This is a genomic window from Paraburkholderia sp. SIMBA_054 (assembly GCF_046534875.1).
Lineage (GTDB): Bacteria > Pseudomonadota > Gammaproteobacteria > Burkholderiales > Burkholderiaceae > Paraburkholderia > Paraburkholderia hospita.
Map to the genome: position 1 here is coordinate 39,434 of NZ_JAWRXV010000060.1, position 22,771 is coordinate 62,204.

Below are 22,771 nucleotides of genomic sequence, written 5' to 3' on the forward strand. Positions count from 1 at the left end.
CCCCGAGCACAGTATGGTTTAGTGCGCCTTGCGGTTCAGCGCAGCTTCAACTTCGGAAAGCGTCTTGCGCATCGCTGCGGCGAGCGCTTCCAGTGTCGGGTTGTACTGTTCGGGATTGCTGGACGCTTGAACTGCCAACTGGACGGTAGCCATCTTTCCGGAGACCTCTCCCCACGCGTTAGTGAGATCGTCGAGTGCGTTCTTCACTGCTGCGGCGGCCTCACGTTCCGACTGCTGCGCGGCGACGCTGGCGCGGAGACTCTCGATCTCCTTTGCGAGGTCATCTTTTTGCTCCTGAAGTTCTTTCAGTTCGCCCATCGCATCCGCACAGGCATCTGAGAGGTTCTTGTAAGCGCCAGGCAGCTTTTCGACCGGAACTTCCACGCGTTCCGTTTTGGGTTTCGCCGCACGCATAGCCTTCAGTTCGGCGGTTGTCTCCTCAAGCGCCTTGTTTTTAGCCGCAAGCTCCTGTTCCAACGCGGGATACCCGGATGAACGTTGCGCGAGCAGTTCCTGCAAATTGGCAATGCTTCTGTCCTGTTCGGCGAGGCTGCGCTCATGTCCCGCCAACTGCTCCATCAGATGGCGGTTTTCGCGCACGCTGACATCCAGTTGAAGCTTATTATCGGCAAGCAGGCCTTCGAGGTTGTCCAGCTGCTTGTCGCGGTCAATGATCGCTTCGTCCTTGGACTGAAGCTCCTTGAGCATCGCCGCAATGTCCTCGCGGCCCATCTTGGGGTCCGCGTTCTTCTTTTCCTTGATGAGTCGGATCTGGTCGTCAGTCACTTCCGGAGTGGCCAGCAGATTGAGTTCGCCGAAGCTGAAGATCTTCACGGCCTCAGCATCGTCGGCAAATCTTTGATGGCAGCGCATGTAGTTGTAAGCGCTTGGGCGAGTGATATTCAGAGCCTCGTGGAAAAAGTCCAGGCAGAGCGACGCGCCTTTTCTTCGTGCCTTCGTCGAGTCACCGACCTTGCCGGTGTGGTGGGTGATCGCGGACTTCATCATTTGGGAAAGGTGTCCCCCGAGAATGACCAGTTCGGCGACCACTTTCGACCGCGATTCCGAAACGGACATCATGTGCTCGACGAGCTTCGCAATGAAATCCGCCGATTCGGGGCCCGCTCCAAAAATCTTTTGTGCGGCGTTCGCGATGTTGTTGCGCGTGACGGCGTTCGGATCCTGCAAGCTGAACACAAGCTCGTCCAGCGGATCAAATTTCGTAACGTCATGCACGGCTGCTACGACAGGCGGCCGGCCTGCGAGCTTAATTTCCGTGCTGGATGTCTTGCTTGTTTGCATTGTTCTCTCCAACAGTTAAATACACGACCACCCCGGTCGTACAAACAACAGCCCTTTAGAGCCAAGGGTGACCAGCTTGGGCGTTTGCGGGTTGCGGCTATCGGGCGATGTCGGAATGCGACGACGACTTCCTGACTCTTTCTTTCCTCGGCGACGGGTCCCGTCGCGAGGTAGTTACATGTGTAACGAAGATTAAGCTGAACAAAGCCGGTCGTTTCTTCGAAAGAGGTGCGTTTCGACCGCTCTTTCGACCTTTGACGCACGGAAATGCCGCGAGCGTAATCGTTTAACGGTCACATGTCGGAAACATTTAGTACCATTTTCGAGGGTACGGTCTAATTGACACGAAAGAAATTACCTGCTAACGATCGCCTTATGTTCGAGCAGATCGGTCTCACTTCTTCGCACCAGCAGGGTGACGGCGGCCATCGCTTTCTGAACGTCGATCGGTCGCAGTCCGGCAAATGCGTCGCGTCTTGAGCGCAGCCATTGCGGAAGGTCGGCGAGGGTCAGCAGATCGGAATGCAGTGCTGCATCCAGCGTTGCCGCGGGCGACGTGAAGAGGCCAGCTCCCGTCACCGGCCAGACGGGCGGGAGGTTCGAGCGGAAGAAGTCAATCTTCGTCCTGTTCTGGGCTATGGGGGAGCGGCGATCTTCTGCGCGTAGATCGGACCCAACGCGGGTGAGCATCCCGTGCGCGGTCGATGGGGCGATCCGCCCTGACCAGTTCTTCGTCTCGAAGACGAAGATTCCGAATGGAGTCACGGCGAGATGATCGATTTCAGCGGTCGGAAACGCTGTGCCTGGCGCATGCTCGATAACCAGCGGCGCACCCAGCAGGACGTAATCCGAACCGCAGAGCCATTCCAGCGTCTCTTTCAATTTTGCGTGCGCTGCTGCCTCGCCCTGTGCGCCCAGCGCTTCCGCCCGGCTCAAAGGCTTCAGCCCTTGCCAGGTGACCTTGGTGCGTTTCTTGAAGCGGCGGACTAACTGGTAGGCGCCTATCGCAAGTGCTATCTCGAGGACCATCGCGGTGCCTTCATCGGTGTTGAACTGGAAACCAGCTTGACACGTCGGCTGTGAAGTCAAGGCGCCAGAAATAGCAAATTGGGATCGGGCGACAAAGAGCGTATGTTTTTCGCAGCTTTCCCGCACACGCTATGCGCGCAGATGCGTAAATTTTCACTAACCACCGCGTTTCCTACGCATCGAATGCAGGCTCTGCCGGGCCACGCTCGCGTCTCTGCTTCTCAATCTCTCTTCCTTCGTTGATTGCTGTTTTCGCCACGGCTCCGCTGAGCCGTGACGAAAGCGTCTCTCCGCGCATCAGATTTCCCTGCTCACCCGAGCATCGAAACCCCTCCAGCGCTGACCAGCCTGGACATCCCCTAGTGCGTTAATTTTTCTGGAGAGAAAAATGCCGAATCAGTTTGTTGCGAAAGCGACGCGCACGCCGCTGTCGTTCCTTCTTGTTTGTATCGGGTTGTATTTCGCGGCCCATTCGTTTTTTGCTGCTCTGTTCGTCGGCTACATGGTGTTCATGTGGATCAAGAAATCGATCCGCGATGCGCATCGAGCAGATGTTGAGGCTAGCGACGCCAAGGCACCGCCAGCGGCCGCCACGCCTCAAGCAAAACCAGACGAAAACGTGACCGCTACGGTTACGCCTATCAAACGACAGTACGCAAAGTCGCCTGTCGTTGCTCCTCTTAAAACGGGCACTGACGACAAGTCTGCTGGCCTGTAACGCATGGACGCCCATTTGGGCGTCCATGCACCTTTACCCCAACGGGAACCCAACCCGTTGCGGGGTCATGGGTTCCCGTTCAACGGAGAAATCCCATGGAAAACGAAATTGCGGCATGGCAACTCGACATGTTCGGCGGAGCTTCGCCGATCGTCGCGCCTCCACCGGCAAAGGTCGATCCGCTTCCCGATCCGCAGTTCTGGAGCGAGGACGTGCGGGAGAAAATGGTCGACGCACTGATCAGTCTCGCGACCGACAGTCGTCGGGGTGACAACATGCCCGAATCGCTGATGGATTGCTGCACGCTGTTCAGCGAGCGGCTCAGAAACAGAAAGAAGCTGGAGATGGAAGACTATCGCGCGACGCTCGGTTGGGTGATGGAATTCTGGGACGGTGCCTTGCCGTACCGGTATGTCTGCCTCATAAATGGCGTTGACCCGGAGATCCTCCAGGACGTCATCATGAGCAATCCGCTGCTCAAGCGGGACATGGAAGACGTCCGTCACAGCTGTTTCGGCAGCCTGCTGTAGGGGGATGTGATGACTACATCTTCCTTCGGCCGCATGTTCGATGGCCTGTTTGGGAGCGCTGCGCAGCCACCGCGCTCGGCAGCCCCTTCAGCCCCTTCGCAGCCGCCTCCCGTTGAAGTGGGGCGCGGCGCGGATAACGAGCGTCACGTTGTGATCGCTGGGCAGGCTCGGCTTTTTCGCGATGAGGGCGACGTCGTTGTCCAGTTCCACCCGACATTCGACTACGAGCTGCGCGAGACATCAGTCGGTATGAAGCTGATACCGGCGCTGGAACCCCACTGGGCCGTTCAGCGCGAGCACCAATGCTCGATGCTGGAAGCGATCGCAGAAGCAATCCGGTCAGCGCGGGCAGACGTGACAGATGTCCCGATTGCCGACGTCCCGGGAGCGAGCACTTCACAGCATGCCCATCCGGGTTCGCGCGGGCGCGCTGGAGCGAATGTCCAACCTGTCCCGTTAGTGATCGACAATGCGCCGGCACTGGAGCTACCCGTAAAGGCCCAACAATCCCATCGATCCGAGCGCCCGCACTACGGCAAGGTGAGAGAGTGGGGCGAGAAGGAGTTTCCGGATGGAAAACGCCCGGGAAAGACATATGTCTCCTTCTGCCTGACGCTTGAGCAACGCGGCGAGCAGCACGTTCTGCAGGGCGAGGGACTGCGTGAAGCCATCGCCGAAGCGCGCTGCCATATTGGCGATCGTGTCGAGGTCCGGCGCCTTGGAAAAATCAAGGTTCCAGCCGTCGGCAACGATGGTCGGCCCAAGCTCGATGCGTCGGGAGCACAGATTCTCTGGGACAAGTGGCTGTGGTCCATCACGAAAAAGTGATCGGCTACTGGCACTGATCCCGAAGATTCTCACCATCGATCCCGTATTAACTCACCTTCGTTGCTTTGACCGTACCCAGCGTGGAACGGGCAAAGCGACGAGGGAGAGATCTTCTTCGCACCGCAGTCAGCGGCCAATCCTTCCATCAGACCATCCTTGCTGAAAAAAGCCGTTCGAGCCGGTGCGCAATCGCGTTCCCGGACGGCTTTTTTGAGCAACGGTTTTCCGCCTTTTCGAAGGCATCGACCTCTACCACACCACAATCTGGAGTGACAAATGTTTGATAAAGATGTCAAGCCGCCTCCCAAGTTGTCCCCGGAGCAGTGGATTGCGTTGCTCCAGAAGTATGGAGTGCCAGCAAGCTCGCTGACGGGAAAGGGATCGCCTTGCCCGATTTGTGGCGGCAACGACCGCTTCACGTATGACAATCTACGCAACCGCGGCGACTGGGTTTGCCGTAAATGCAATGCAGGTGGCCCTAAAGCCGGTGACGGATTCGAACTGATCTGCAAGATCGCGGGGATTCCTTTCTGGAAATTGATGCTTGAGCTCGCCGGTGGCGTTCCGGCAGCAGCACGAAACGACGCCGTCAAGACGCAGGGCACCGCCCCGCGCCGAAAGGCTGATCCGGCATGGGCACAAAAGCGGCTCGACTCGATGTGGGGAAATGCGATTGCCAATGGGCGCGACGATCTCATATCGCGCTACCTTCGTTCACGCGTTCCCGGTCTGGCCGTTGGGCCGTCGTCTGCGTTGAGGCTTGGAATGCTCGAGTATCGCTATGAGAAGAAGCTGATCGGCGAGTGGCCCGGGATTCTTGCCCGGTTCGTATTGCCGGACGGTCGGCTCGGCACGCTGCATCGAACTTTCCTCGATCGGTCGAAGCCCGCGAAGGCGACGATCATCACTAACGATGGTGAAGTTCTGCCGGCGAAGATGAACGACGTGACCGTGAACAAGCTAAACGGCGGCGCGGTCCGGTTGATGGAACCTGTGAACGGTGAAATCGGAGTGGGTGAGGGCCTGGAGACAGTGCTCGCGGCGCACATGATGTTTCGCGTGCCAGTCTGGTACTGCCTGAACAGAAACCTTCTTTCGGATTTCGTTGTGCCGGAAGGCCTCGGTATCCGCGTTGTCCATATTTTCGCGGACTTCGATGTGGTCGATCCCAAGACGCGCAAATCGCCCGGGATGGATTCGGCGCTGATTCTCGCGAAGCGGCTTCGAGCGGAAGGGTACACGGTGATCATTCACCGGCCCAAAGTGCGAGGGACCGATTTCGCAGACGAGTGGTTGGCGTCCTGCACCGCGCCGCGCGCTCTCGTCGTTCCTCCGGGAGCGGGGAGGGAGCGTCAGGCGCTGCATGTTTGATTGAAGGCGGGCATCCCCGCTGAAGTGTTGTTTCTTAAACCGCCCGGTGGGGATTCGTCCCCATCGGGGCCGCAATCCGTCGGGCCTTTTCAATGGAGAAAAGCATGTTCACGATGATTGTTGGCCGGTTTGAGATCATTGCAACGTCGGGCGTCAAAAACGGCTCCGTGCGCGTCGGTAAGTCGGAAGCGGTCGCCTACGATGTGATCGACCGTCACCAGCGAGGCAACATCAAGCCTGAGAAGGTCGGCGTCGATCTTGATGCTGCATGGTTCTACTGCATTCGCCATCAGGCGCGCGCGCAAGGTGTTTCGTTATTGCATTAACCAACCCCATAAAGAAAAACCCGGCTTAATAGGCCGGGTTTTTTTTCGTCCGCTGGAACGGCAGGGAAGCCCATCACTAGTCGATGGCTTTGTAGCGGAGGACAGCCCTCATCAGGAAAAAGAGGAAAAGCAGGATGGGGCGCATCAGACCCATTGCCCAGATGCCACCAAGGCCGCTCACCAGAAAGAGGGCGACCGTGAAATCGCATTTAGGGAGCAACACGTCGACGAACATGATGGCGAACAGGGCGACGGCGATGACCGCTCGACGGCCAGCAGGCGAGAGGCCCTTAAACTTTTCAAACATGATCGCCTCCTTTGCGAAGCCATGCTTTGAGCACACCACGGAAATGATAAGCAGACTCCAACGCAGCGAGCGCCACTGCGACGAGAAGCCAGAAGCGCGCGGCACGCGTCCAGTCGGCCTGCGCAAGTACGTTGAAGAGTTCCACAGTGTGACTCCATTAGGTTGAGGCTCCGGCAGTGAAGTGCCGACAAGCCGATGACCTATCTTCGCAAATACTACGCGAAGTCAAGGTCGCCGGCCCTGATCAGAATTGCGCGAACTGGTCTGCAATCGCGTCTTCGTCGAACCGTCTGCCGTTGCCCGCTCTGCTCGCATCGGAAGAAGGCGTGATTGCCGTCTCACGCGTAGCGATCAGATCGGTGGCGGGGCGGAGATCGGGCTTGCTCGCGGCCGCGTCCGTCTGCATGTCACTGCCGCTGGACTGAGCTGGCAACCGAGGCATCGTCACGGGCGGCAGTTCGACCGCCGCTATTGATTCCGCTGTCGAATGGCTGCGCTCACCCCGGAGAGCTGCCCTCGCAAGCGCTCTGATAGCACCAGCACGCACGCGGGGATTGTCGTACCGCATGATGTAGGCATACAGATCAGGGTCGGTCGCTTCGTTGAGCGTTACCTTGACCAGTGTGACCTCATTCATGCGGCGGCTCCCATCGTCTTGCGCTCACGCGCGAGTGTCGATTCACCGACGATCAGGAAGCCTTTCGCGTTCGCGTAGCAGGGCGCATCAAGGACGTCGAGCTGAACGCGCGGGAAGGCAGCGCGGATCGCTGGTTCGTACAGCCCTGCACCGCCACCGGTGAGGACGATCGAGCGCAAGTCGGCGGTGCGACCAACCCTGTTCTGCATTTCCTTGACCGTTGAGTTGACGACTGCCTGTGACTGTTCGAGAAAGGGAACGAGGTCGATGTCCTTGCCATAGAACAGCATGGGCTTCTTCTCGCGGAGGCACTTGTCGATGCGTTCGATATCGTCGACCGGTTCACCTTCCTGCTTCGCAATCAGGGAAGCGATGCTCTTGTAGACATGCGATGCACCGCCCGGTGCGCCGCCACTGCGGCGATCGTTCATTGTGAAACCATGCGCCACCACCCAGTCAGTCGTGAAATAGCCGACGTCGATCACGAGATGGGCATTCTCGCGGTCGAACCGGCTGCCGCCATATTCAGAGAATGACACCAGGGAGCCGAGCGGCTGGGGTACGACTTTAACAGAGCCTACCTTGACCGGGCCGTGGCCGAAGTTCAGGGTGCCGGTGAACGCGTCGCGCAGATGCGCGGAATACTTCGTGATGCTATGGACGGGTAGCCCGAGCACCATGCGCTCGACTTCCGTCACCCCTGCGAAATGGAGTGAGCCGCCGAGAAGTGCGGCATAGTTGGGCGTGAGGCAGAAGTCTTCCGACAAGGTTCGCCCTGCGTTGCCATATGCCGAAGACAGTTCAACACCCGGCCCGATCTCGTACGTTGCGCCGTCGACCTCGATGGGTGCGACCTTGCGTGCATGTAGCACACCTTGGCCGAAGCCCGACACTGCGTCGCTCACTGCAATAGGCGCCAGAGACGGGAACATCTGGGTCGCAATGTCAGAACCCATGCGGAACGCGCTTTTGGTGTTTCCATATCCGACGTCGACTGCAAAAACTGATACTTTCATTTGCTCTCTCCAGAGTTGTTAGATCAAGTCACGTTGCTTGGTCCAAGCTTGGGCCATGTTTGGCCCGAAGTTGAACAAGGGCGATGGCGAATACGCCGCTGGGTCCAAGCTTGGCCCGAGCCACCTTCAACGCTTCGCCAGATAGCTGCCTTGGAGTTTCGCTTGGCCCGCACTCGGACCAACCTTGGGCCAAAGCTCTTTGTGACGTTCCAACTCTAGCGACTTGGGAATGAAGTCAAGGAATCAAAGCTCGCAACATTTACGCAGCTTTCGCAGCACCGCGTGCCAAGCGACCCCGTTAATCTCTGCGTTACCCACCGCGCGAACTGCGCATCGACCTTGAGTTTCATCATTGAAGGGAATCGCTATGCCTGGCGAAATCCCCTTCTGTCGCAGGCCGCAATCTGATGCGGCCTTTTTCTGATTCAAATCAAAAGCAATCCGGCGCAATTTGAGGACACCGGACCCGCGATATCCATTGGGTTAGCGGGCGGTTTTGCCCGAATTTGCAATTTGAGCGGAAGTTCAAGCGGACAGTCGGACAGTCTGGACGCCAGAACGAACTACGCTCAAAGAGCATGGACACACCCTTTCAGCACACGAAGCTGGGTGCGTTACATGAGGCCCGAACCACACTGCGGCTGATTGAACGTGCTTGGGGGTGGGGGAATGTGCGCGCCATTGTGGCGACATGTTCCCTGTACGGAAGACGAACGGTAGGCGCAGCCGGATACAAAAGTGCGCAAAAGGAATTACCGGGCAGTTGGCCGCGTCGTGCGGGTCGCGAGACTTGCGTACACGGGCGCGCGAGAGCGCGCAAAGGCCGGTTCGGTAGCCGTAGCAGCCGCATAGCCGGGTTCGCGGAGCGAAAGCTCTGTGGCTCGACCAGCGACAGCAGCGGGGATGCGATTCAACGACGATGGGTTCTGCAACGGCAGATCCGGTTCGAGGATGCACAACGCAGCAGGGTCGCAGGCAGGCATTACGCGAGGCGTGAGTCTGGCAGCAGGCAGCAGTACGGACAGTCGATGCACGTTTCTTCCACGTGCGGGGCTGATCAAATGGAATCGCTAAAGGACAGGAAGGTATGACCCGGCGGGGTAACGCGGAGCGCAAAGCGGACGATGAGGCGGGGGATAGGCTCCCTGAGTCTCGCGCGCAGCGCAAAGAGAAGGCCTGGTAACGAAGGGCAGCAGGTGCTCGCAAAGGCACGTACCTGCAACGACTGAGGAACAACAAAGATGGCCGCAATATTGAACGTGCGCGCGGTGCTGCGTGACTATCGGTTGCCTGCGGATTTCAAGGCTGCACTGGAAGAGATGTTCCTGACGAATGTGGACCGCGTCCATAGCCGTACCAGAATCAGCGCCAAGCCGCTGTCGATCAAGACGCAGACCTATCGGACGCAGCAGATTTGTCGGTCGTTCGAGGAACTGCGGCAGAACGGGTACGCGCTTCAATCGCCGTATGCGCTCAAGCAGAAGCATATTCAGGTTCTGGTTGATCTGTGGATCAAAGCGGGCCTGAGCGGCGGCTCGATTGAAAACAAGCTCACCTATCTGCGCGCGCTTGCGGAATGGATGAAAAAGCCGAATCTTGTCGGCACACTTGCCGATTACGCGGATCGCGAGTCGAGCAACCTCGTGCGGTCGTATGTGGCTCTCGAGGACAAGTCATGGGAGGGGAACGGCATTGACGCCGCTGCAAAGATCGAAGAGATCGCCATGACTGAGCCATACGTCGCGATCCAGCTCAAGCTTCAGGCAGCATTCGGCCTGCGGGTCGAAGAGAGTTTTCTCCTAAGGCCGGCCGAGGCGGTACGCGACGATGGCATGCTTGGTGTCACGCGTGGCACCAAGGGCGGCCGCGATCGCGTTGTGCCGATTGAATTCAAGCTGGCCGTCCTCGAAGAAGCAGCGCATCTTGCCAACCCGTATACCGGATCGATGATCCCGCACGGCGTGACGAAACAGCAGTGGAAGAACCGCTACTACCGCGTCCTCGAAAAACACGGCGTGACCAATTCCGGGATCGGTGTCACCAGCCACGGTTTGCGGCATCAATTTCTGCAGCAGATGTATGAACGGCTGACGGGTGTACCGGCCCCGATCAAGCAATCGGCCGGACGCGTCGATCGCGAGGCGCACGCCGAAGCAATGCAGCGTGTGGTCGAGGCTGCTGGCCATAGTCGCAGGACAAAGGCGAACGCTTATCTCTCAACGCATAACGCGCTCGCTGCAACGAAGTCCCGAAAGATGACGAGGGAGATGGCCGAGCAAGCTGTTGACGAAGCCAAGGGGATAAAGAGTCAGGCAGCCATCGCCATGGGTATCTCGCGACAGGCGCTGTATCGACTTCTGGGGAAAGTGTGAACGCCCGCGAGGAGTGCGTCGCTCACAGTCGTAGGGGCAGGGCGGAACTGTAGCCACAAAACGGTCGATGTGCTTAGGTGGCTACAGTATCGGGTCTCAGGAAATGTTGAAGATTCAACGAGTTAAAAATTTCTCCCACACAAAGTGCCCATTACACGTTATGGGCACTTTGGAGGAAAGCCTGCCCCTCGGACGGACAGCTTCGTGCATCAATCAGGGTCTCACGCTGATGCTTTGCTCTAGTCCTTCATGACGCCCCATACAAAGGTCATCCGGAGCGGGACCGAGTTTCCGTATGCGCCTGCGCTTTGCGTTCTTTACTTCTTTCGGCATCGAGCAAGACAGGGCCCGACGTTTTCAGCGAAACATCCAGTCGAGGGCGGGGCTGGTCAACGCGTGATAGGTGAAGATGATGCCGAGTGCAAATACCGTCGCGATCTCGGGCATGAGCTCCGTACGGTGGCGAAAGGCAGCGCGGATATAGTCGATGGGTGACATGCGTTTTCTCTATTGGCTTTGGCTGGCCTCACCAACCGGAGAGACCTGAATCCAGTATGGCGTCGCCTGCGTGAAGTCAAGTCACCAACGACTGCGATCAGGCAGATCGTCTACGGCCAGCGAAACGCGGGTCTCAAACGGGCATTCCTCGTCGCCGCCGGTTGCGGGAATCCGCGGGAACTGCACCGATGCCACACCATCGATGTAGACGAAGCGGGCGAGCTGCTGGAGCGTGCGGTAGCGTGCGGCGTCCATCAGCACCGGTTCGATCGGCCAGAAATCGCGGGCGGTGATTTTCCCGTCGATGACCTTTTGCGCGAGCGCAGCGAAGATCGGCCCACGCGTTTCCCAATCCCCGCTGGTTCGGGCAAGCAGGTCGAGGATGTAAGGCGCGTCGACGGGCGAAATCTCCTTGCGGACGAGGTCCAGCAAATCGCCTTCTGTGGCTGCCGGTCGGTTCAGGCGCTCATTCCAGACCTTGCCAGCCTTATTCAGCGCGGCGTGCTTGTCGTTGCCGATGGGAAACCAAGGTGTCTGCATCCCGCAGTCTTCGCAGCAGATGCAGCAGACGGACTCGGTTGGTCGATCCGAAGGGGGGCGCGGCTCGAAGTCGTCCATGATCAGCGCACGGCCGGCGTTGCTGCCGACCTGAGACCAGTCAGTCAACGGTCTGGATCGCTGGTTGATTACGCGTTGGGACCATCCGAAAGCCCAGTTGCCGCCGCAATGGGCGCAGGGGAAGAGTTCGTCAGTCATTGCGTTTTTTCGTTCAAGAGCTGTAACGCTATTGTAGATTGGTGCGTCTTGTCTGCTCGTGATAATCGCACAAAACGGCTAGAAATCGGTCATTGACACGCTCTACTCAAACAGGGCGGGTTTCTACGACCTTGTTATAGCTCTCGTGAGTGAGTAATTCGAGCGGAGCAAGCGTGTTTGCATCAAACATCAGACGATACGATCGTCCGACAGGAACAGATACGAGCTGTCCCTTCGAGGACTTGATCGGCTTCCCTTTGAGCGCGAAGGGATGCGTACCGTCTCGCACCTGTAGTAGCAGACCGCGTGCCTCTCTCTGTACTGCAACCAGATGATCTACGCAGGAAAGGTCGATGGGGTCCATGCTGGCAGCGCGGGCCTTTTCGGATCGTTTGCTTTCGCGCGCGGCACGGGCATTTTCTTTGGTTTTCGCGAGCATGGCGCACGCGTGGCAATACTTGCCCTTGCCGCTGTGGCCGCAGTCGAACGTGCGCTTCATGAAGAAATGCTCCAGTGATAGACAGTCGAGTCCTATTCGATCACGGGAGCAGGGCGCGTCAAGGCGCGTCTGGTGCCGTTTTTCGTGCTCTTTCGGTTTCGACGTGCTGGTCGAGTTCGCGAGACAGTTCGAGAATGCGTGCGTCCGCTCTCGACACGCGGTCCTGTAACCGATCGATCTGGGCCACTGCGAGAGCGTACTGGTCGGCGAGCATACTGAGCGCCCAGAACGGCGTAAGCGACGTGCCGCAGTCGCGGCAGGTCACAATGCCTCCGTGCGTATCCAGTTTGATGTGGTGGTGCGAGCATTCGCCTGGACGATGCTTGCGATCGTCGGTAGTGACGCGTGCACGCGGAAAAGGGATAACGGAACTCGTTTTGTCGCCCATCAGGTGTTGCCATTCAAGAATGCAGAACGATGCGATCTTGTTCCGTCACAGCGATTCACTCGCTGCTAATGCCTCGATCAAATTCGCGCACTGGTCATAGATTGAGGCGTCGCGTTCGAGGGCGCTTGCAGCTTCCTGGCTGTCATCGTTCGCAAGAGTCCGACTCGTTTTTGCCATGTCTCGAAATCGACGGGCAAGATACGCAGCGCTGTCGGTGCGTTCCGGAATCGAAGCCGGTTGCACATCCCCATCGGCAGCCGCCTCAATTGTGCTTGCGTCAACGCCCATTTCTGCGAGAACGGCGCGAACAGTGCGGATCGTCAGGTTGTTTCGCGTTGCGCCGGGCAGGGCCGCTTGCTCATTTTCGATCTGTCGGATGCGCGCGTCGGTAATGTTCATGATCGTTATCTCTTTGGCACAGGCGGTCGCGGTGCTCACCTAAGCAGCAACGGTAGCATCAGGCGCGAACAGGACTCGCGAGATGGATTCGTCGCGCCGGTAGTGATATTCGATGGTGTCGAGATACTGACGGAACGCGGTCGTGTCGGTCGGGCTGCACGGGACGTTTCCCTTGACAAAGCGGACATCGGAAGGCACGTGCGCGTGACGGTCGATTGCAGTGAGCGCCGTGACGTCGGGCAACCACCAGCGATTCCAGCGGGTGGTGAAGGCGAGCCAGCCTTGCGTTGTCGCATCGAGTTCATCCCACGACGCCTGAAAGTCGAGGATCGCGCCGAGCGAACTGAAGAACACCATGCGAATGTTCGTGTCGTCGGCAGCGGCCGCGACGATCTGTTTGCGCCGCTCATCAACGGGATCGGTCGAGCTTGCCATGCAGAGTGCCGGATAGCTTACGTGCCAGTCTGCGTCGCACGGAATCGCGCGCTGCAAAAAAAAGGAATTGGACGTCACTTGTGATCCTTCAAAAAGTGCTTTAGGTCGCACAAACGTATCCGGCAAAGATGTGATGTCGAGTTGCGGCAGGCAGGACCACTGCAGAGAGAGGAGCGGGCGGCACCCATTCGACGCACGGTTCGCCACCTTGGGCATAGAGCGATTGCTTCTGTGCTTTTCTGGCACGGTAGGTGTCGTTCGACTCCCTCCCATACACTTCTATTGCCGTCGCCGGCGCCGTATCGATCAGGCGGAAGTCTGGGAGCATGATGTCGCCGTCGGTCAGCCGCATCGGTTTGACGAAGCGGCGGTGCTCTTCAACCAGACGGTTGGCCATCGCGACCTCGTAGCTCGAATCGCAAGGAATGAACGAACTGTTGCAGAGTTGAAGGGCGAGATCGATCACGCGAAGATTTCCGTCCTTCGTCCGCTCGAGCAACAGCGCCGCGACGATCCGGGCCTCGGATTTTCCGATCATCGGCCACGCGTGCCGATAGGAGGCGGCGGTCTTCTCGATGAGGTCTTTCGACGCGTAGAACGGCTCGAACGTCTGACGGATCTTCACGACAAAGCCGTACTTCGACTGATCGACCGTCTTAACCTCGGCGATCACGACACCACGCTCAGAGCCCGTTTTCGAAGTCTGGATGCGACTGAGAAAGGAGTCGAGCTCGGCCTTCAAAGTCGCCTGCTCAGCTTCCTCGTATCGGCGCATCACATGCAGAACGTCCTGAATAGGCTTGCCATTTATCTTTCCTTCGCCGAGCAGCGCCAGTAATTGCGCGTTGCACGTGCCCCAGTTGCGTTGGGGGCCGCCTTTCCACTGGTTGAGGCCAGAGTCCATCCAGATCCGCTGAAGAAAACCCAGCAGCGGTGCCGAACGACGTGTATTGGAACGGGTGGGTTCGGTGCTGGGCGTACGGGTCACAGTAGCGACCGTGCGTACAGATAGCGAAATATCGAGCTTCGCGTTCAGGCCTTTGGGCGTGTTTCGGATCGCGTCGTGTGCGCGTCCGGGCGATTCTTCGAGAGGACCTCTTTCTGCAAAGAAGGCGCACAGGTGACGGTCGTGCAGGTGGCCTTCTTCGGGCCAGCGCGCGAGATGAAAGAGCGCGCCATAGCGACGCACGACAAGGCGCAACGGCTTGCCGGGAATCGACGGCCGGCAGCAGCACACCGCATATCCCGGGATCTTTTTCGCCCGTTCTAGCCGCGTGGCGAATCGGGCAGGATTGTCCTGTATCTCTTCGAGAGGAATGGTCAGGCCGTCGAACGCGATGTGTGCCATGTCTTTTCCGTTGTGGGGTTGCTGCTACCAGGTCCGATCGCCATGCACGACCGCGCGCGTGCCCATGAGCTTGCTGACTTCACGCACGGCTGATGTGAACTGCTCGCGATGCGCATGTGTCGGGAATCGCGCGGTGATGCTTTTCAGGACACCGGGCGCAACGTAGTCACGTTGCTCAACGTGGCCGTCTCCAATGAGGGCATCGAGCCAGCTGTCGGGCATACCCATCGACGGCTTCGCGCCAGCGCGGGTGCCTTTGGGGTCGAGGGTATGGTCGAAGAATTCCACGTAAATGATCGTCATGACTGCTCGCAGGCGGGTTGTCGCAGGGTATCGGCCGTTCGTGGAGCGCGCCCTAACGGCTCAATCCGCTCAATCGATGCGGCGTCGTGGACGAGACGCGAGCCGCCGATGGCCTGGAATTCGAGAAGCGTGATGCCTTCAACGTCGATCTGCCGGATGAACATGCGTTCAAGTAGCAGGCCGGGAAAGTAGCCGTCGGACAGGCGAAATCCGCGCGTCAGGACGCGATAGAACGTCGAGGGTCGCAGGCTGCTGATTTCATCCGGAGTTATCACGGAGCGCTTTGGCGACGATTCGCCCGGTAGGCTTCGTATAGAGAGATTCCACCCAATGCCGCCGCGAACGCGTTGAAAAGCGTGAGAACCAGCAGAATGGCGGATCTCCTGTCGTTGGTGCGCAACTCCAGCGCGCGTGCCTCTTCGGCCTGCGCCAGATGCGTGCGTTGCGCTTCCAGTGAATCGGCCAATGCCTGTTCCGAGCCGACGCCGTGCCGCGCGAGAACGCCGTTGCGTACTGTGTCGGGAATGTCCTTCAGGGCATCATGCACGCCATTGAGTTCCGCGACGATCGCGGTATTGATGATGACGTCGGCAGCCGCACTCCGCGGCTTCAACTGGAGGCCTGCGAGTCCGATCGAACCCACCGACGAGGCAACGGCGAGGGCAAGGATGGATAGCGTAGCTCGGTGACTAAATTTCATCGGTGACGGTGCCCGGTGCCGCTTTCGCGGGCGTTACGCGTATTTTCCGGCTGCAACCAGAGGGACGACTGCGCAAAAGACGCAGGAAATCGATCGCCTTAGCTCGCTGCGCTCTCGCATTTCGCGAAAAAATGAAAGTGAAACGTAATTGCATATGCAAAAAGACATGCCAAAACCGTGATCATTCGTCGTGAGTAGCCGTTACGTGTAATAAGAACTTGGCCGCGTGGGAGTGTTACGCACGCTCGCCTGAAAGAGTCGGCGGTCGATGCTGACCGATTGGTAGTCACCCCAGATGGGGACGTTCCATCGAGGCGGTTGGAATGTGTTATCCACAAACTTGTGCACAGTTTCTGTGGACAACGCTCACGGGGCGCATACAAGAGGCATGTCGAAAACGTCGTCATTCGAGCCTGTCGCTCCGCTGTGAAGCCAGTATCGTTCACGCATCACACGCGCATACGCGCATCGACTGACCGCGCTTCGGCGCATTCATACGACGTCCGCACTCGCGGCACGTTCTTCAACCCAGACGGGACCACTCCCGCTCTGGCGCGGTGTCCCCGTCGCATTCCCACAGGGATACCCCATGTACACAGCACTGGTTCAGCAGTTCAAGGATGCACAGACCAAGGCAGCGGCTGCCTATCTCGAAGTCGCCGCAGTGGAAGAGGCCTTGTTTCCGCGCGGCGGCGAGCAATACGTCTACCGCGCGACCGAGTCGAGAGCCGACTACAAGACAGAGCGCGAGCTTTCAGACTTCTGCGGCCGACTCGCGCACGTTCTGGTGACCAAGGCGATCGCGCAGTTTTCGCCACCGGGCGGGCGGCTGGAGATCAACGAAGACAAGGAACTCGAAAACGCTTCGGTGGACATTCGCGGCGCGCTCAGAGCGGGCAAATGTCCTGATTTCGATGCCTTCTGGTCGCACCTCGAACGCACATTCAGCGGCGACGCGGGCAAGCGAATCGGTCTGATTCAGGCCGCGAAGCTGCTCATCGATGGATTCGGGATTCGTCCGAATTCGGAGATCAAGCGGACGACGAGTGCAATCGTGCTCGAAGGCAGGATCTGGAGTGAGGCCTGTTTCGGTTCGAGTCTGCGCAAGGCTACCTATCACAGCCAGTCGACAGTTGCAGGACTGATGCGCGGTCTCGCCGCGTTCGCGTCTCACGCGGGTTTCGATGCCCTCGCGTCCGTGCTCGCGCACGGCCGACTCCTCGATTATCAGTATGAGACGCGGGAGAAGGTCTCGTTTCAGGGCCTCGATATCGTGATGTTCAACGAAAAGTGGCAGTTCAAGTTTTCACATCAGGTCGGTGATGCCCTCTCGCTGTTCATCAGCGAGTTCGGCGCCGACTATCTCGCAACGCGCGACCGGTACTGATCCCGTCACGCATTTCTCTTTACGACCCGCTTCGGCGGGTCTTTTCATTTGAGGATTCACTTTATGCAGAGAGATCTGTTTTCTTTTGAGGAAGACTGGTACGCGCCGCTGCGCGCGATTCTCAGTCTCGGGTCGCAGGCGGCACCTATTGCCCATCAGGGTGAGCTGGCGGCAGCGCGGCGTGTGCATCTAGGGCAGTTCTTCACCCCGGACGCGATCGCCGCTTTCATGTGGAGCTTTGTGAGCGGCTGGAAGCTGAACCGTCGTATTCGCGTTCTGGATAACTCGGTGGGATCGGGCCGCCTGCTGCAGTTCGCTGATCCCGAGCGGCACGCGGTGTACGGGGTCGACGTGCATACCGACGTGATCGCGCAGTGCCAGAAGGTGTTCGAAGACGCGGGGTTCGAATGTGAATTCAGGCTTGCTGGCATGGAGGACATCCAGCCGGTGAACTTCGATATCGCCATCATCAACCCGCCGTTTTCGATTCACCTCGAGTCACCGCATCTGAAGCCGCTGGAATGCACGAGGTGGGGCCGGTATGGCGCCAACACCAGTGCGCTCAGTCATGACTACGCGGTGCATCAGGCGCTCGACGCAGCAAACATCGTGGTCGCGCTTCTGCCGCTCACAACTGCGGAGGCGATGATCGCGGGCGAGCAGGGTGACAGCCTGCGCAGACGCGCGGCAGGCCTGTTCGAGCTGCCGGCCGATGCATTCAGGTCCGAGGGCGCGAACGTGAGAACCGCGGTGATGGTGTTCGACCGGTATCGGGATCGTCCATCGGATTTTGTCCGGGAGGTTGTCACCGATCTGGGTGCCCCGGCGCCGAACCTGAAGCTGCATTTTGAAGATCGCAGTTTTGGCCAACCCAGGCTGCGTTTCCAGAAACTCGATGACAGCGTTCCCGCCATCACGCGTCCGGTCACGGGCGACAAGTCGGTTGTGATCTCGCACGATGGTCGCCGTATCCGGCTCACGTTTGCTTGCGGCTTCAACGAAGCGATGGTGCTCAATAGCGTTTATGTTGATCGCATCTATTCGCGTGATGGCCACCGGCTGCCCAGTGGCTTTCGATACGCGGGGCAGGGGCTGCTTGATCTGGAGACGTACCTGATGCAGGACGATCCGCGGGCGGCGCTCGACAGGCTGCTGGATCGCATCCGTAGTGTCGGAGGAGAACCCCAGTTTGGACCGGGTTTTCTGAAGCACTTCGAACGCCGCGCGAGACGAAGCCTGCGGCAGGCGACGCCTTTGCGGCATGTAGCGTGGACCACGGGTGCCGGATCATCGGATCACGTCAGCGGCACCGCGCGCGAGACTCACAAGGTCGATGAGTCGCTCTGGGCGAGTCCGTTGGTGAAAGCCGGCGATACCGTGAGCTTCGACCGTGAGGACGACGGCCGGTATCGCTACGTGCTCAAGGGCGCGACGTACCACCTGTCTGTCGATGAGTTGAACGCGCGGTTTGCGATCGACAACGTTTCGGAAGGCTGGGAAGTCGTGCACGAAGGGCTGTCGGTGCGCTTTCCGGAACAGGCCGCGGCACTGCGTTCGATGGTCAAAGCGCTGGGTATCGATCAATGGCTGAACTGGGAATTCCAGACAGAAGATCTGATCGAAACGTTGCTAAAGCCGTCGGGCTGCGTGATTGCGTGGGAGCAGGGTTGTGGCAAGTCGCGTCTCGCGATCGCGCTGATCCTCCTCTCCGGGGTGATGCACGGTCTCATCGTTGTCGAGTCCCGTCTGATCGACGAGATGATGACCGAAATCGCGACGCTGCCAATCAGCATGGATGACGTGAAAATCATCACCTGCGCAGCGGATCTGAATGACCTGAGACGGTTCAACCTGATCTCGTACGAGCGGTTGCGGATGCCAGTCGACAAAGCTGTATCGACCCGCGTCACGTACGCGCATCGCCTGAGACGACGGATCGGGCTGCTGGTAGCCGATGAAGGCGAGAGGTTGGCCAATCCGACGAGCGATCAGAGCCGCGCGCTCTGGCAGCTTTCCGCGCGACGCCGCTACGTGCTGACGGGCAGCCCCATTCCGAACTATCCGCGCGACGCTTTCGGTCTCATCGCGTTTTCAGGTGGCGATGGAACGGCAGCCCAGCCGTACGGCTACCGTCGTGGCTACCTGGAGGAGAACTGGATTAACACCGTCGAGTATGCAATGCGCGGTGTTGACCGGTTCCGGGATGACTTCGTCGTGCTGGAGTGGGTGACGTGGCAGTTTGCGGAGAGCCTGCAGGAAGGGGCGAAACGCGAGGTGCCAAAGATCGGCAATCTGCACGGCTACCGCGCGATGCTGGCGCCGCATATCAAGCGCCGGCTCGTCGCCGAACCGGAGGTCGCGAAGTACATCAGGATCGATCCGCCGGAGTTCGAGGTGGAAACGGTCGACTGGGATCGTGGTCATCTGGCTTCGTATCTGCGTGCGGCTGACGAGTTTGCTGACTGGTATCGATCGTCGCGAGACGACCGGAAAGCATGCAATCTCGTCACGATCCTCGCGCGGATTCGCGCGGTGCACTTCGCCGCCAACTATCCGCAGTACGGGATGGAAGGTGTCGAGCGCATCGGTGGTCTGACGAGCAAGCAGCGCGCAGTCATTTCCCGCATGCGTGAAATCGCGGCTGAAGGCAAGCAGGCGATCGTGTTCGCGGAGAACCCTGGCGTGCTGGATCTGCTTGCGCGGGAGCTTGCGTCGCACGGCGTGCAGTCAGTTCCTTTCCACGGCGAAATCCCAATCAAGCGCCGCGTGTCCGACAAGGACAAGCGGTTTCTGACGGGGCTGGCGACAGGGTTGATGGCAACCAAGGCGTCGGGCCGTGCGGGTTACAACCTGCCGAATGCCGACTACATCCTCTTCTATGACAGGTCGTGGACGTGGCGCATCGAGTATCAGGCGATGCGGCGCGCGCTGCGCTGGAACCGGAAGGGGACGTTGAAGGTGCTGTATTTCCATCTCCCGGGCAGTATCGACGAGTATCAGGACCAGATGGTGGCGCACAAGCGAGACGCGACACAGGCTGGACTGGACTGGGCGACGCCGGAGCTCGAGGACGAGACGTTCCTCCATATGGATTCGTTACTTGACCGTTTTGTTGATGACCTCGCATTGTTCTCTGACCGCACGGGCAGCGACATGCGCAAACTTCTGAAGGAGGCAGCATGAAGGAATCGAAAGTATCAGTGCTTGTGGGCGAGGGTGTGGTGACGGTCAAGCGGGAAGGATCGAATCGCGCCGTATTGGCCAACATTCTCGGCACTGTCGAGGTGGAAGGCGTGGAGGTGTTGTGTCTGGATCGGCTCGTGCATTCGGCGCACGAACAGCAATTTGGCGAGTGGGCGCTTTCAGGGGCGGTAACAACTCTCCTCTCGCGACCGCTGAAATCGCTGGAATCTGTCGCATCGCATTGAATGGTAGCGGCGTCCGTCCGGACGCGCGCACCTGATTTTGGACAAACCCGGCTTCGTGCCGGGCTTTTTTTATTTCAGCGGATCGACTGAATTTGGCCTTGGCGACTCGCTAAAGTTGTGGGTGTATCTGCCGTATAGCAGGGGTATCCATTTGAGGAATTTCCGGATGAAGTTGTTTAAGCTGGCGACACTCACCCTTGCTGTTGGGATCATCGGTGGGTGTGCACAAGTCAATAGCCGCGTCGACGAAGAAGTCGCATACCACACATATCTCACGGCGTCGGATCGGCAAATCAAAGTGCAGGTTCAGTCAGGAGAGACGACCTTCTCGGGCGGAGGGGTGTGGCTTGGAAATGGTGAGGTCTTGACGGCCTTACACCTGTTCTACCAGCCTCCACGCATTCCGAAAGAGTCCGACAGGATCGTTGTCTTTTTCGATGGTCGCGCTATCCCTGCGAAGATTGTTTTTCATGGTGATCTGCCTGATCGCGATCTCGCCTTGCTCAAGGTCGATCCGCGACGTACTCCATCAGGTCTGGCCAGACTTGCAATTCCTTCCGTCTGCAGTGACGTCGAACCCATCGGGGCGCCGCTATACATCACCGCTTATGATTCCGTGTACTCGACAACAGCGTCCCCGGATGGCGCAGTCATGTACAAAGGAAAGACGTGGTCTCAGTCGGCGACAGCCATTGTTAGCCACGGTGTTTCTGGCAGTCCCGTCTTCGATAAGCAGACCAGTTGCCTCGCGGGTATCGTTAGCCGACTGGAACTCTCCCCACATGGCAACATGGCAGACCCCAAGCAGGTCGCGTGTGAGAAGGCAACCCTGCAGATGAATGATGCCGGCCAGGGTATTACGTGTGCGGTAACGCCACAGACGATCTTCACCACAGCCGACACGATCGCGGAGTTTCTCAAGGAAGCGCGCGCGTACGAGGACAGCCACGGGTCCGAGCAATCACTCGCCAAGTGATTTCCGATCACTAGACTTCGCTGCGGAAAACATCTGCGAGCCAACGCTTCTTTCACCGACCCGGCTTCGTGCCGGGTTTTTTTATGGCGTCGCGAAAGACGCGGTGTTTACACGAGCTTTACCGGTCACGCTCTTGCCTTGCAACGGTATCTTTCCTTCATCACCCGCGTCCCTGACGCATCGACCTGGCTGATTGAATCCGGCCCATGTTGTTCAACCCTTCGGGAACCTCTCCCGACGGGGCGGGTTCCCTCACTGGAGACCCGCAATGCAACAACAACCTACCCTTGCTCTCAAACAGATCACCGTCACCGTCAATCCGCGCAAGTATTTCGATCCAGCGCAGATGGAGGAACTGACGGCCTCGGTCCGTGAAAAAGGCGTTATCCAGCCGGTCATCGTTCGTTCCCTCGCTGAGGGCGGTTTTGCTCTCGTTGCTGGCGGCCGCAGATACAAGGCCGCCATGGCGGCACACGGCGAAGACTACGAGATCCCTGTCGTCGTGAAGGAGATCGATGAGGTCGAGGCCAAACAGCTTGCCATCATCGAAAACATCCAGCGCGCCGACATGTCGCCTGCAGAAGAAGCGATCGCGGCAGCTGAGCAGGTCGGGCTGTGCAAAGGCGATCGCGACGAGGTCGCGCGCATCTTCGGGTGGACGCGTACCACGCTCGACAAGCGACTCGCGCTCATGAACTGCAGCACCGGCGTGCTGGAGGCGCTCACCACGCGGACGATCCTTCTGGGTCACGCGGAGCTTCTCGCCGCGCTTCCCAAGGAAACGCAGGACAAGCTGCTGCCTGTCATCGTCAAGGAAGGCAAGCCGGTCGCCGAAGTGAAGAAGACCATCGAACAGGTTGCCTGTTCGTTGGCCGCAGCGATCTTCGACAAGACCGATTGCGCTGGATGCCAGCACAACTCGTCCAATCAGGGCGAGATGTTCGGCGAGTCCATCAGTACGGGCAACTGTACGAACCGGACGTGTTTCAACGAGAAGACCGAGAAACAGCTTGACGCTGTGGCTACAGGCCTTCGCGATGACTATCCGGTCGTGCGCATCGTGCGCGCTGGCGACAACCACACCCGGATACAGCTTGCTGTGGAGGGTGCAAAGGGAGTCGGCGAAGAACAGGCGAAAGCATGCCACGCGTGCCAGAACTACGGCGCGGCGGTGAGCGGTCTGCCTGACTCGATCGGCAAGGTCTACAAGGGTCAGTG

At 58.8% G+C, this 22,771-nt stretch carries 26 protein-coding genes; 11 read left to right on the plus strand and 15 right to left on the minus strand.

What is annotated here, in order from left to right:
* Positions 1-18: 18 nt before the first annotated feature.
* A complete protein-coding gene (locus tag SB822_RS43620; RefSeq protein WP_086917372.1) occupies positions 19-1,302 on the minus strand; it encodes a hypothetical protein in 1,284 nt (427 codons plus the stop codon).
* A gap of 354 nt (positions 1,303-1,656) precedes the next feature.
* Positions 1,657-2,331 carry a nuclease-related domain-containing protein gene (locus SB822_RS43625; protein WP_410857577.1) on the minus strand — a complete coding sequence of 225 codons (675 nt, stop codon included), beginning with the start codon at positions 2,329-2,331 and terminating at the stop codon, positions 1,657-1,659.
* A 388-nt stretch (positions 2,332-2,719) separates the two neighbouring features.
* Here SB822_RS43625 and SB822_RS43630 point away from each other — a divergent pair, with 388 nt between their 5' ends.
* From SB822_RS43630 to SB822_RS43650, 5 genes are all read left to right on the plus strand, one after another.
* Entirely contained in the window at positions 2,720-3,049 is a 330-nt protein-coding gene (locus tag SB822_RS43630) for a hypothetical protein (protein ID WP_086917370.1), read from the plus strand.
* A 95-nt stretch (positions 3,050-3,144) separates the two neighbouring features.
* Entirely contained in the window at positions 3,145-3,579 is a 435-nt protein-coding gene (locus tag SB822_RS43635) for a hypothetical protein (RefSeq protein WP_086917369.1), read from the plus strand.
* A 9-nt stretch (positions 3,580-3,588) separates the two neighbouring features.
* Positions 3,589-4,407 (plus strand): hypothetical protein, encoded by an 819-nt coding sequence (locus SB822_RS43640; RefSeq protein ID WP_410857578.1) that lies wholly within the window; start codon positions 3,589-3,591, stop codon positions 4,405-4,407.
* A 276-nt stretch (positions 4,408-4,683) separates the two neighbouring features.
* Complete coding sequence (locus tag SB822_RS43645) at positions 4,684-5,778, plus strand: primase-helicase zinc-binding domain-containing protein (protein ID WP_086917367.1); 1,095 nt, start codon at positions 4,684-4,686, stop codon at positions 5,776-5,778.
* Between the two features lie 104 nt (positions 5,779-5,882).
* The gene (locus SB822_RS43650) at positions 5,883-6,104 is read left to right on the plus strand and encodes a hypothetical protein (protein ID WP_410857579.1); all 222 of its coding nucleotides are present in this window, start codon (positions 5,883-5,885) and stop codon (positions 6,102-6,104) included.
* Between the two features lie 76 nt (positions 6,105-6,180).
* On the opposite strand, the gene SB822_RS43655 is transcribed toward SB822_RS43650, so the two are convergent.
* From SB822_RS43655 to SB822_RS43670, 4 genes are all read right to left on the minus strand, one after another.
* A complete protein-coding gene (locus SB822_RS43655; protein WP_410857580.1) occupies positions 6,181-6,411 on the minus strand; it encodes a hypothetical protein in 231 nt (76 codons plus the stop codon).
* Positions 6,404-6,556, minus strand: coding sequence for a hypothetical protein (locus SB822_RS43660; RefSeq protein ID WP_165904503.1), 153 nt, complete (start codon positions 6,554-6,556; stop codon positions 6,404-6,406). Before SB822_RS43660 ends, SB822_RS43655 begins: the two co-directional genes overlap by 8 nt.
* Positions 6,557-6,655: 99 nt before the next feature.
* Entirely contained in the window at positions 6,656-7,048 is a 393-nt protein-coding gene (locus tag SB822_RS43665; RefSeq protein WP_086917364.1) for a hypothetical protein, read from the minus strand.
* Positions 7,045-8,064 (minus strand): PRTRC system protein D, encoded by a 1,020-nt coding sequence (locus SB822_RS43670; RefSeq protein WP_086917363.1) that lies wholly within the window; start codon positions 8,062-8,064, stop codon positions 7,045-7,047. Before SB822_RS43670 ends, SB822_RS43665 begins: the two co-directional genes overlap by 4 nt.
* Positions 8,065-9,305: 1,241 nt before the next feature.
* On the opposite strand from SB822_RS43670, the gene SB822_RS43675 reads away from it, so the two are divergent.
* Positions 9,306-10,436 (plus strand): integrase domain-containing protein, encoded by a 1,131-nt coding sequence (locus tag SB822_RS43675; protein WP_086917362.1) that lies wholly within the window; start codon positions 9,306-9,308, stop codon positions 10,434-10,436.
* Between the two features lie 357 nt (positions 10,437-10,793).
* Here the strand turns inward: SB822_RS43675 and SB822_RS43680 are convergent, their stop codons facing one another.
* The 9 genes from SB822_RS43680 to SB822_RS43720 all read right to left on the minus strand — a co-directional run bounded on the left by SB822_RS43680 (position 10,794) and on the right by SB822_RS43720 (position 15,762).
* A complete protein-coding gene (locus SB822_RS43680; RefSeq protein WP_165904502.1) occupies positions 10,794-10,934 on the minus strand; it encodes a hypothetical protein in 141 nt (46 codons plus the stop codon).
* Positions 10,935-11,015: 81 nt separating this feature from the next.
* A complete protein-coding gene (locus SB822_RS43685) occupies positions 11,016-11,690 on the minus strand; it encodes a hypothetical protein (protein ID WP_410857581.1) in 675 nt (224 codons plus the stop codon).
* 106 nt (positions 11,691-11,796) lie between these two features.
* Positions 11,797-12,189, minus strand: coding sequence for a hypothetical protein (locus SB822_RS43690; protein WP_086917360.1), 393 nt, complete (start codon positions 12,187-12,189; stop codon positions 11,797-11,799).
* A 433-nt stretch (positions 12,190-12,622) separates the two neighbouring features.
* Entirely contained in the window at positions 12,623-12,976 is a 354-nt protein-coding gene (locus SB822_RS43695) for a hypothetical protein (RefSeq protein ID WP_133062231.1), read from the minus strand.
* Between the two features lie 39 nt (positions 12,977-13,015).
* Positions 13,016-13,411 (minus strand): hypothetical protein, encoded by a 396-nt coding sequence (locus SB822_RS43700; protein WP_410857582.1) that lies wholly within the window; start codon positions 13,409-13,411, stop codon positions 13,016-13,018.
* 100 nt (positions 13,412-13,511) lie between these two features.
* Entirely contained in the window at positions 13,512-14,759 is a 1,248-nt protein-coding gene (locus SB822_RS43705; protein ID WP_410857583.1) for a DUF1173 family protein, read from the minus strand.
* A gap of 24 nt (positions 14,760-14,783) precedes the next feature.
* The gene (locus SB822_RS43710; RefSeq protein ID WP_086917356.1) at positions 14,784-15,062 is read right to left on the minus strand and encodes a hypothetical protein; all 279 of its coding nucleotides are present in this window, start codon (positions 15,060-15,062) and stop codon (positions 14,784-14,786) included.
* Positions 15,059-15,337, minus strand: coding sequence for a hypothetical protein (locus SB822_RS43715; RefSeq protein ID WP_410857584.1), 279 nt, complete (start codon positions 15,335-15,337; stop codon positions 15,059-15,061). The genes SB822_RS43710 and SB822_RS43715 overlap by 4 nt, the downstream gene beginning before the upstream one ends.
* Positions 15,334-15,762 carry a hypothetical protein gene (locus SB822_RS43720; protein ID WP_410857585.1) on the minus strand — a complete coding sequence of 143 codons (429 nt, stop codon included), beginning with the start codon at positions 15,760-15,762 and terminating at the stop codon, positions 15,334-15,336. The genes SB822_RS43715 and SB822_RS43720 overlap by 4 nt, the downstream gene beginning before the upstream one ends.
* Positions 15,763-16,351: 589 nt before the next feature.
* Here SB822_RS43720 and SB822_RS43725 point away from each other — a divergent pair.
* The 5 genes from SB822_RS43725 to SB822_RS43745 form a co-directional block, all read left to right on the plus strand.
* Positions 16,352-17,149, plus strand: a complete 798-nt coding sequence (locus SB822_RS43725; RefSeq protein WP_086917353.1) for a hypothetical protein — start codon at positions 16,352-16,354, stop codon at positions 17,147-17,149.
* Positions 17,150-17,212: 63 nt separating this feature from the next.
* Positions 17,213-20,332, plus strand: coding sequence for an SNF2-related protein (locus SB822_RS43730; RefSeq protein WP_410857586.1), 3,120 nt, complete (start codon positions 17,213-17,215; stop codon positions 20,330-20,332).
* On the plus strand, positions 20,329-20,577 hold the full coding sequence (locus SB822_RS43735) for a hypothetical protein (protein ID WP_410857587.1): 249 nt from the start codon (positions 20,329-20,331) through the stop codon (positions 20,575-20,577). Before SB822_RS43730 ends, SB822_RS43735 begins: the two co-directional genes overlap by 4 nt.
* 37 nt (positions 20,578-20,614) lie before the next feature.
* Positions 20,615-21,553: a serine protease gene (locus SB822_RS43740; RefSeq protein WP_410857588.1), complete on the plus strand. Its 939-nt coding sequence runs from the start codon at positions 20,615-20,617 to the stop codon at positions 21,551-21,553.
* 268 nt (positions 21,554-21,821) lie between these two features.
* Positions 21,822-22,771: PRTRC system ParB family protein (locus SB822_RS43745; RefSeq protein WP_410857590.1), on the plus strand; the 950-nt coding region annotated here is incomplete at its 3' end.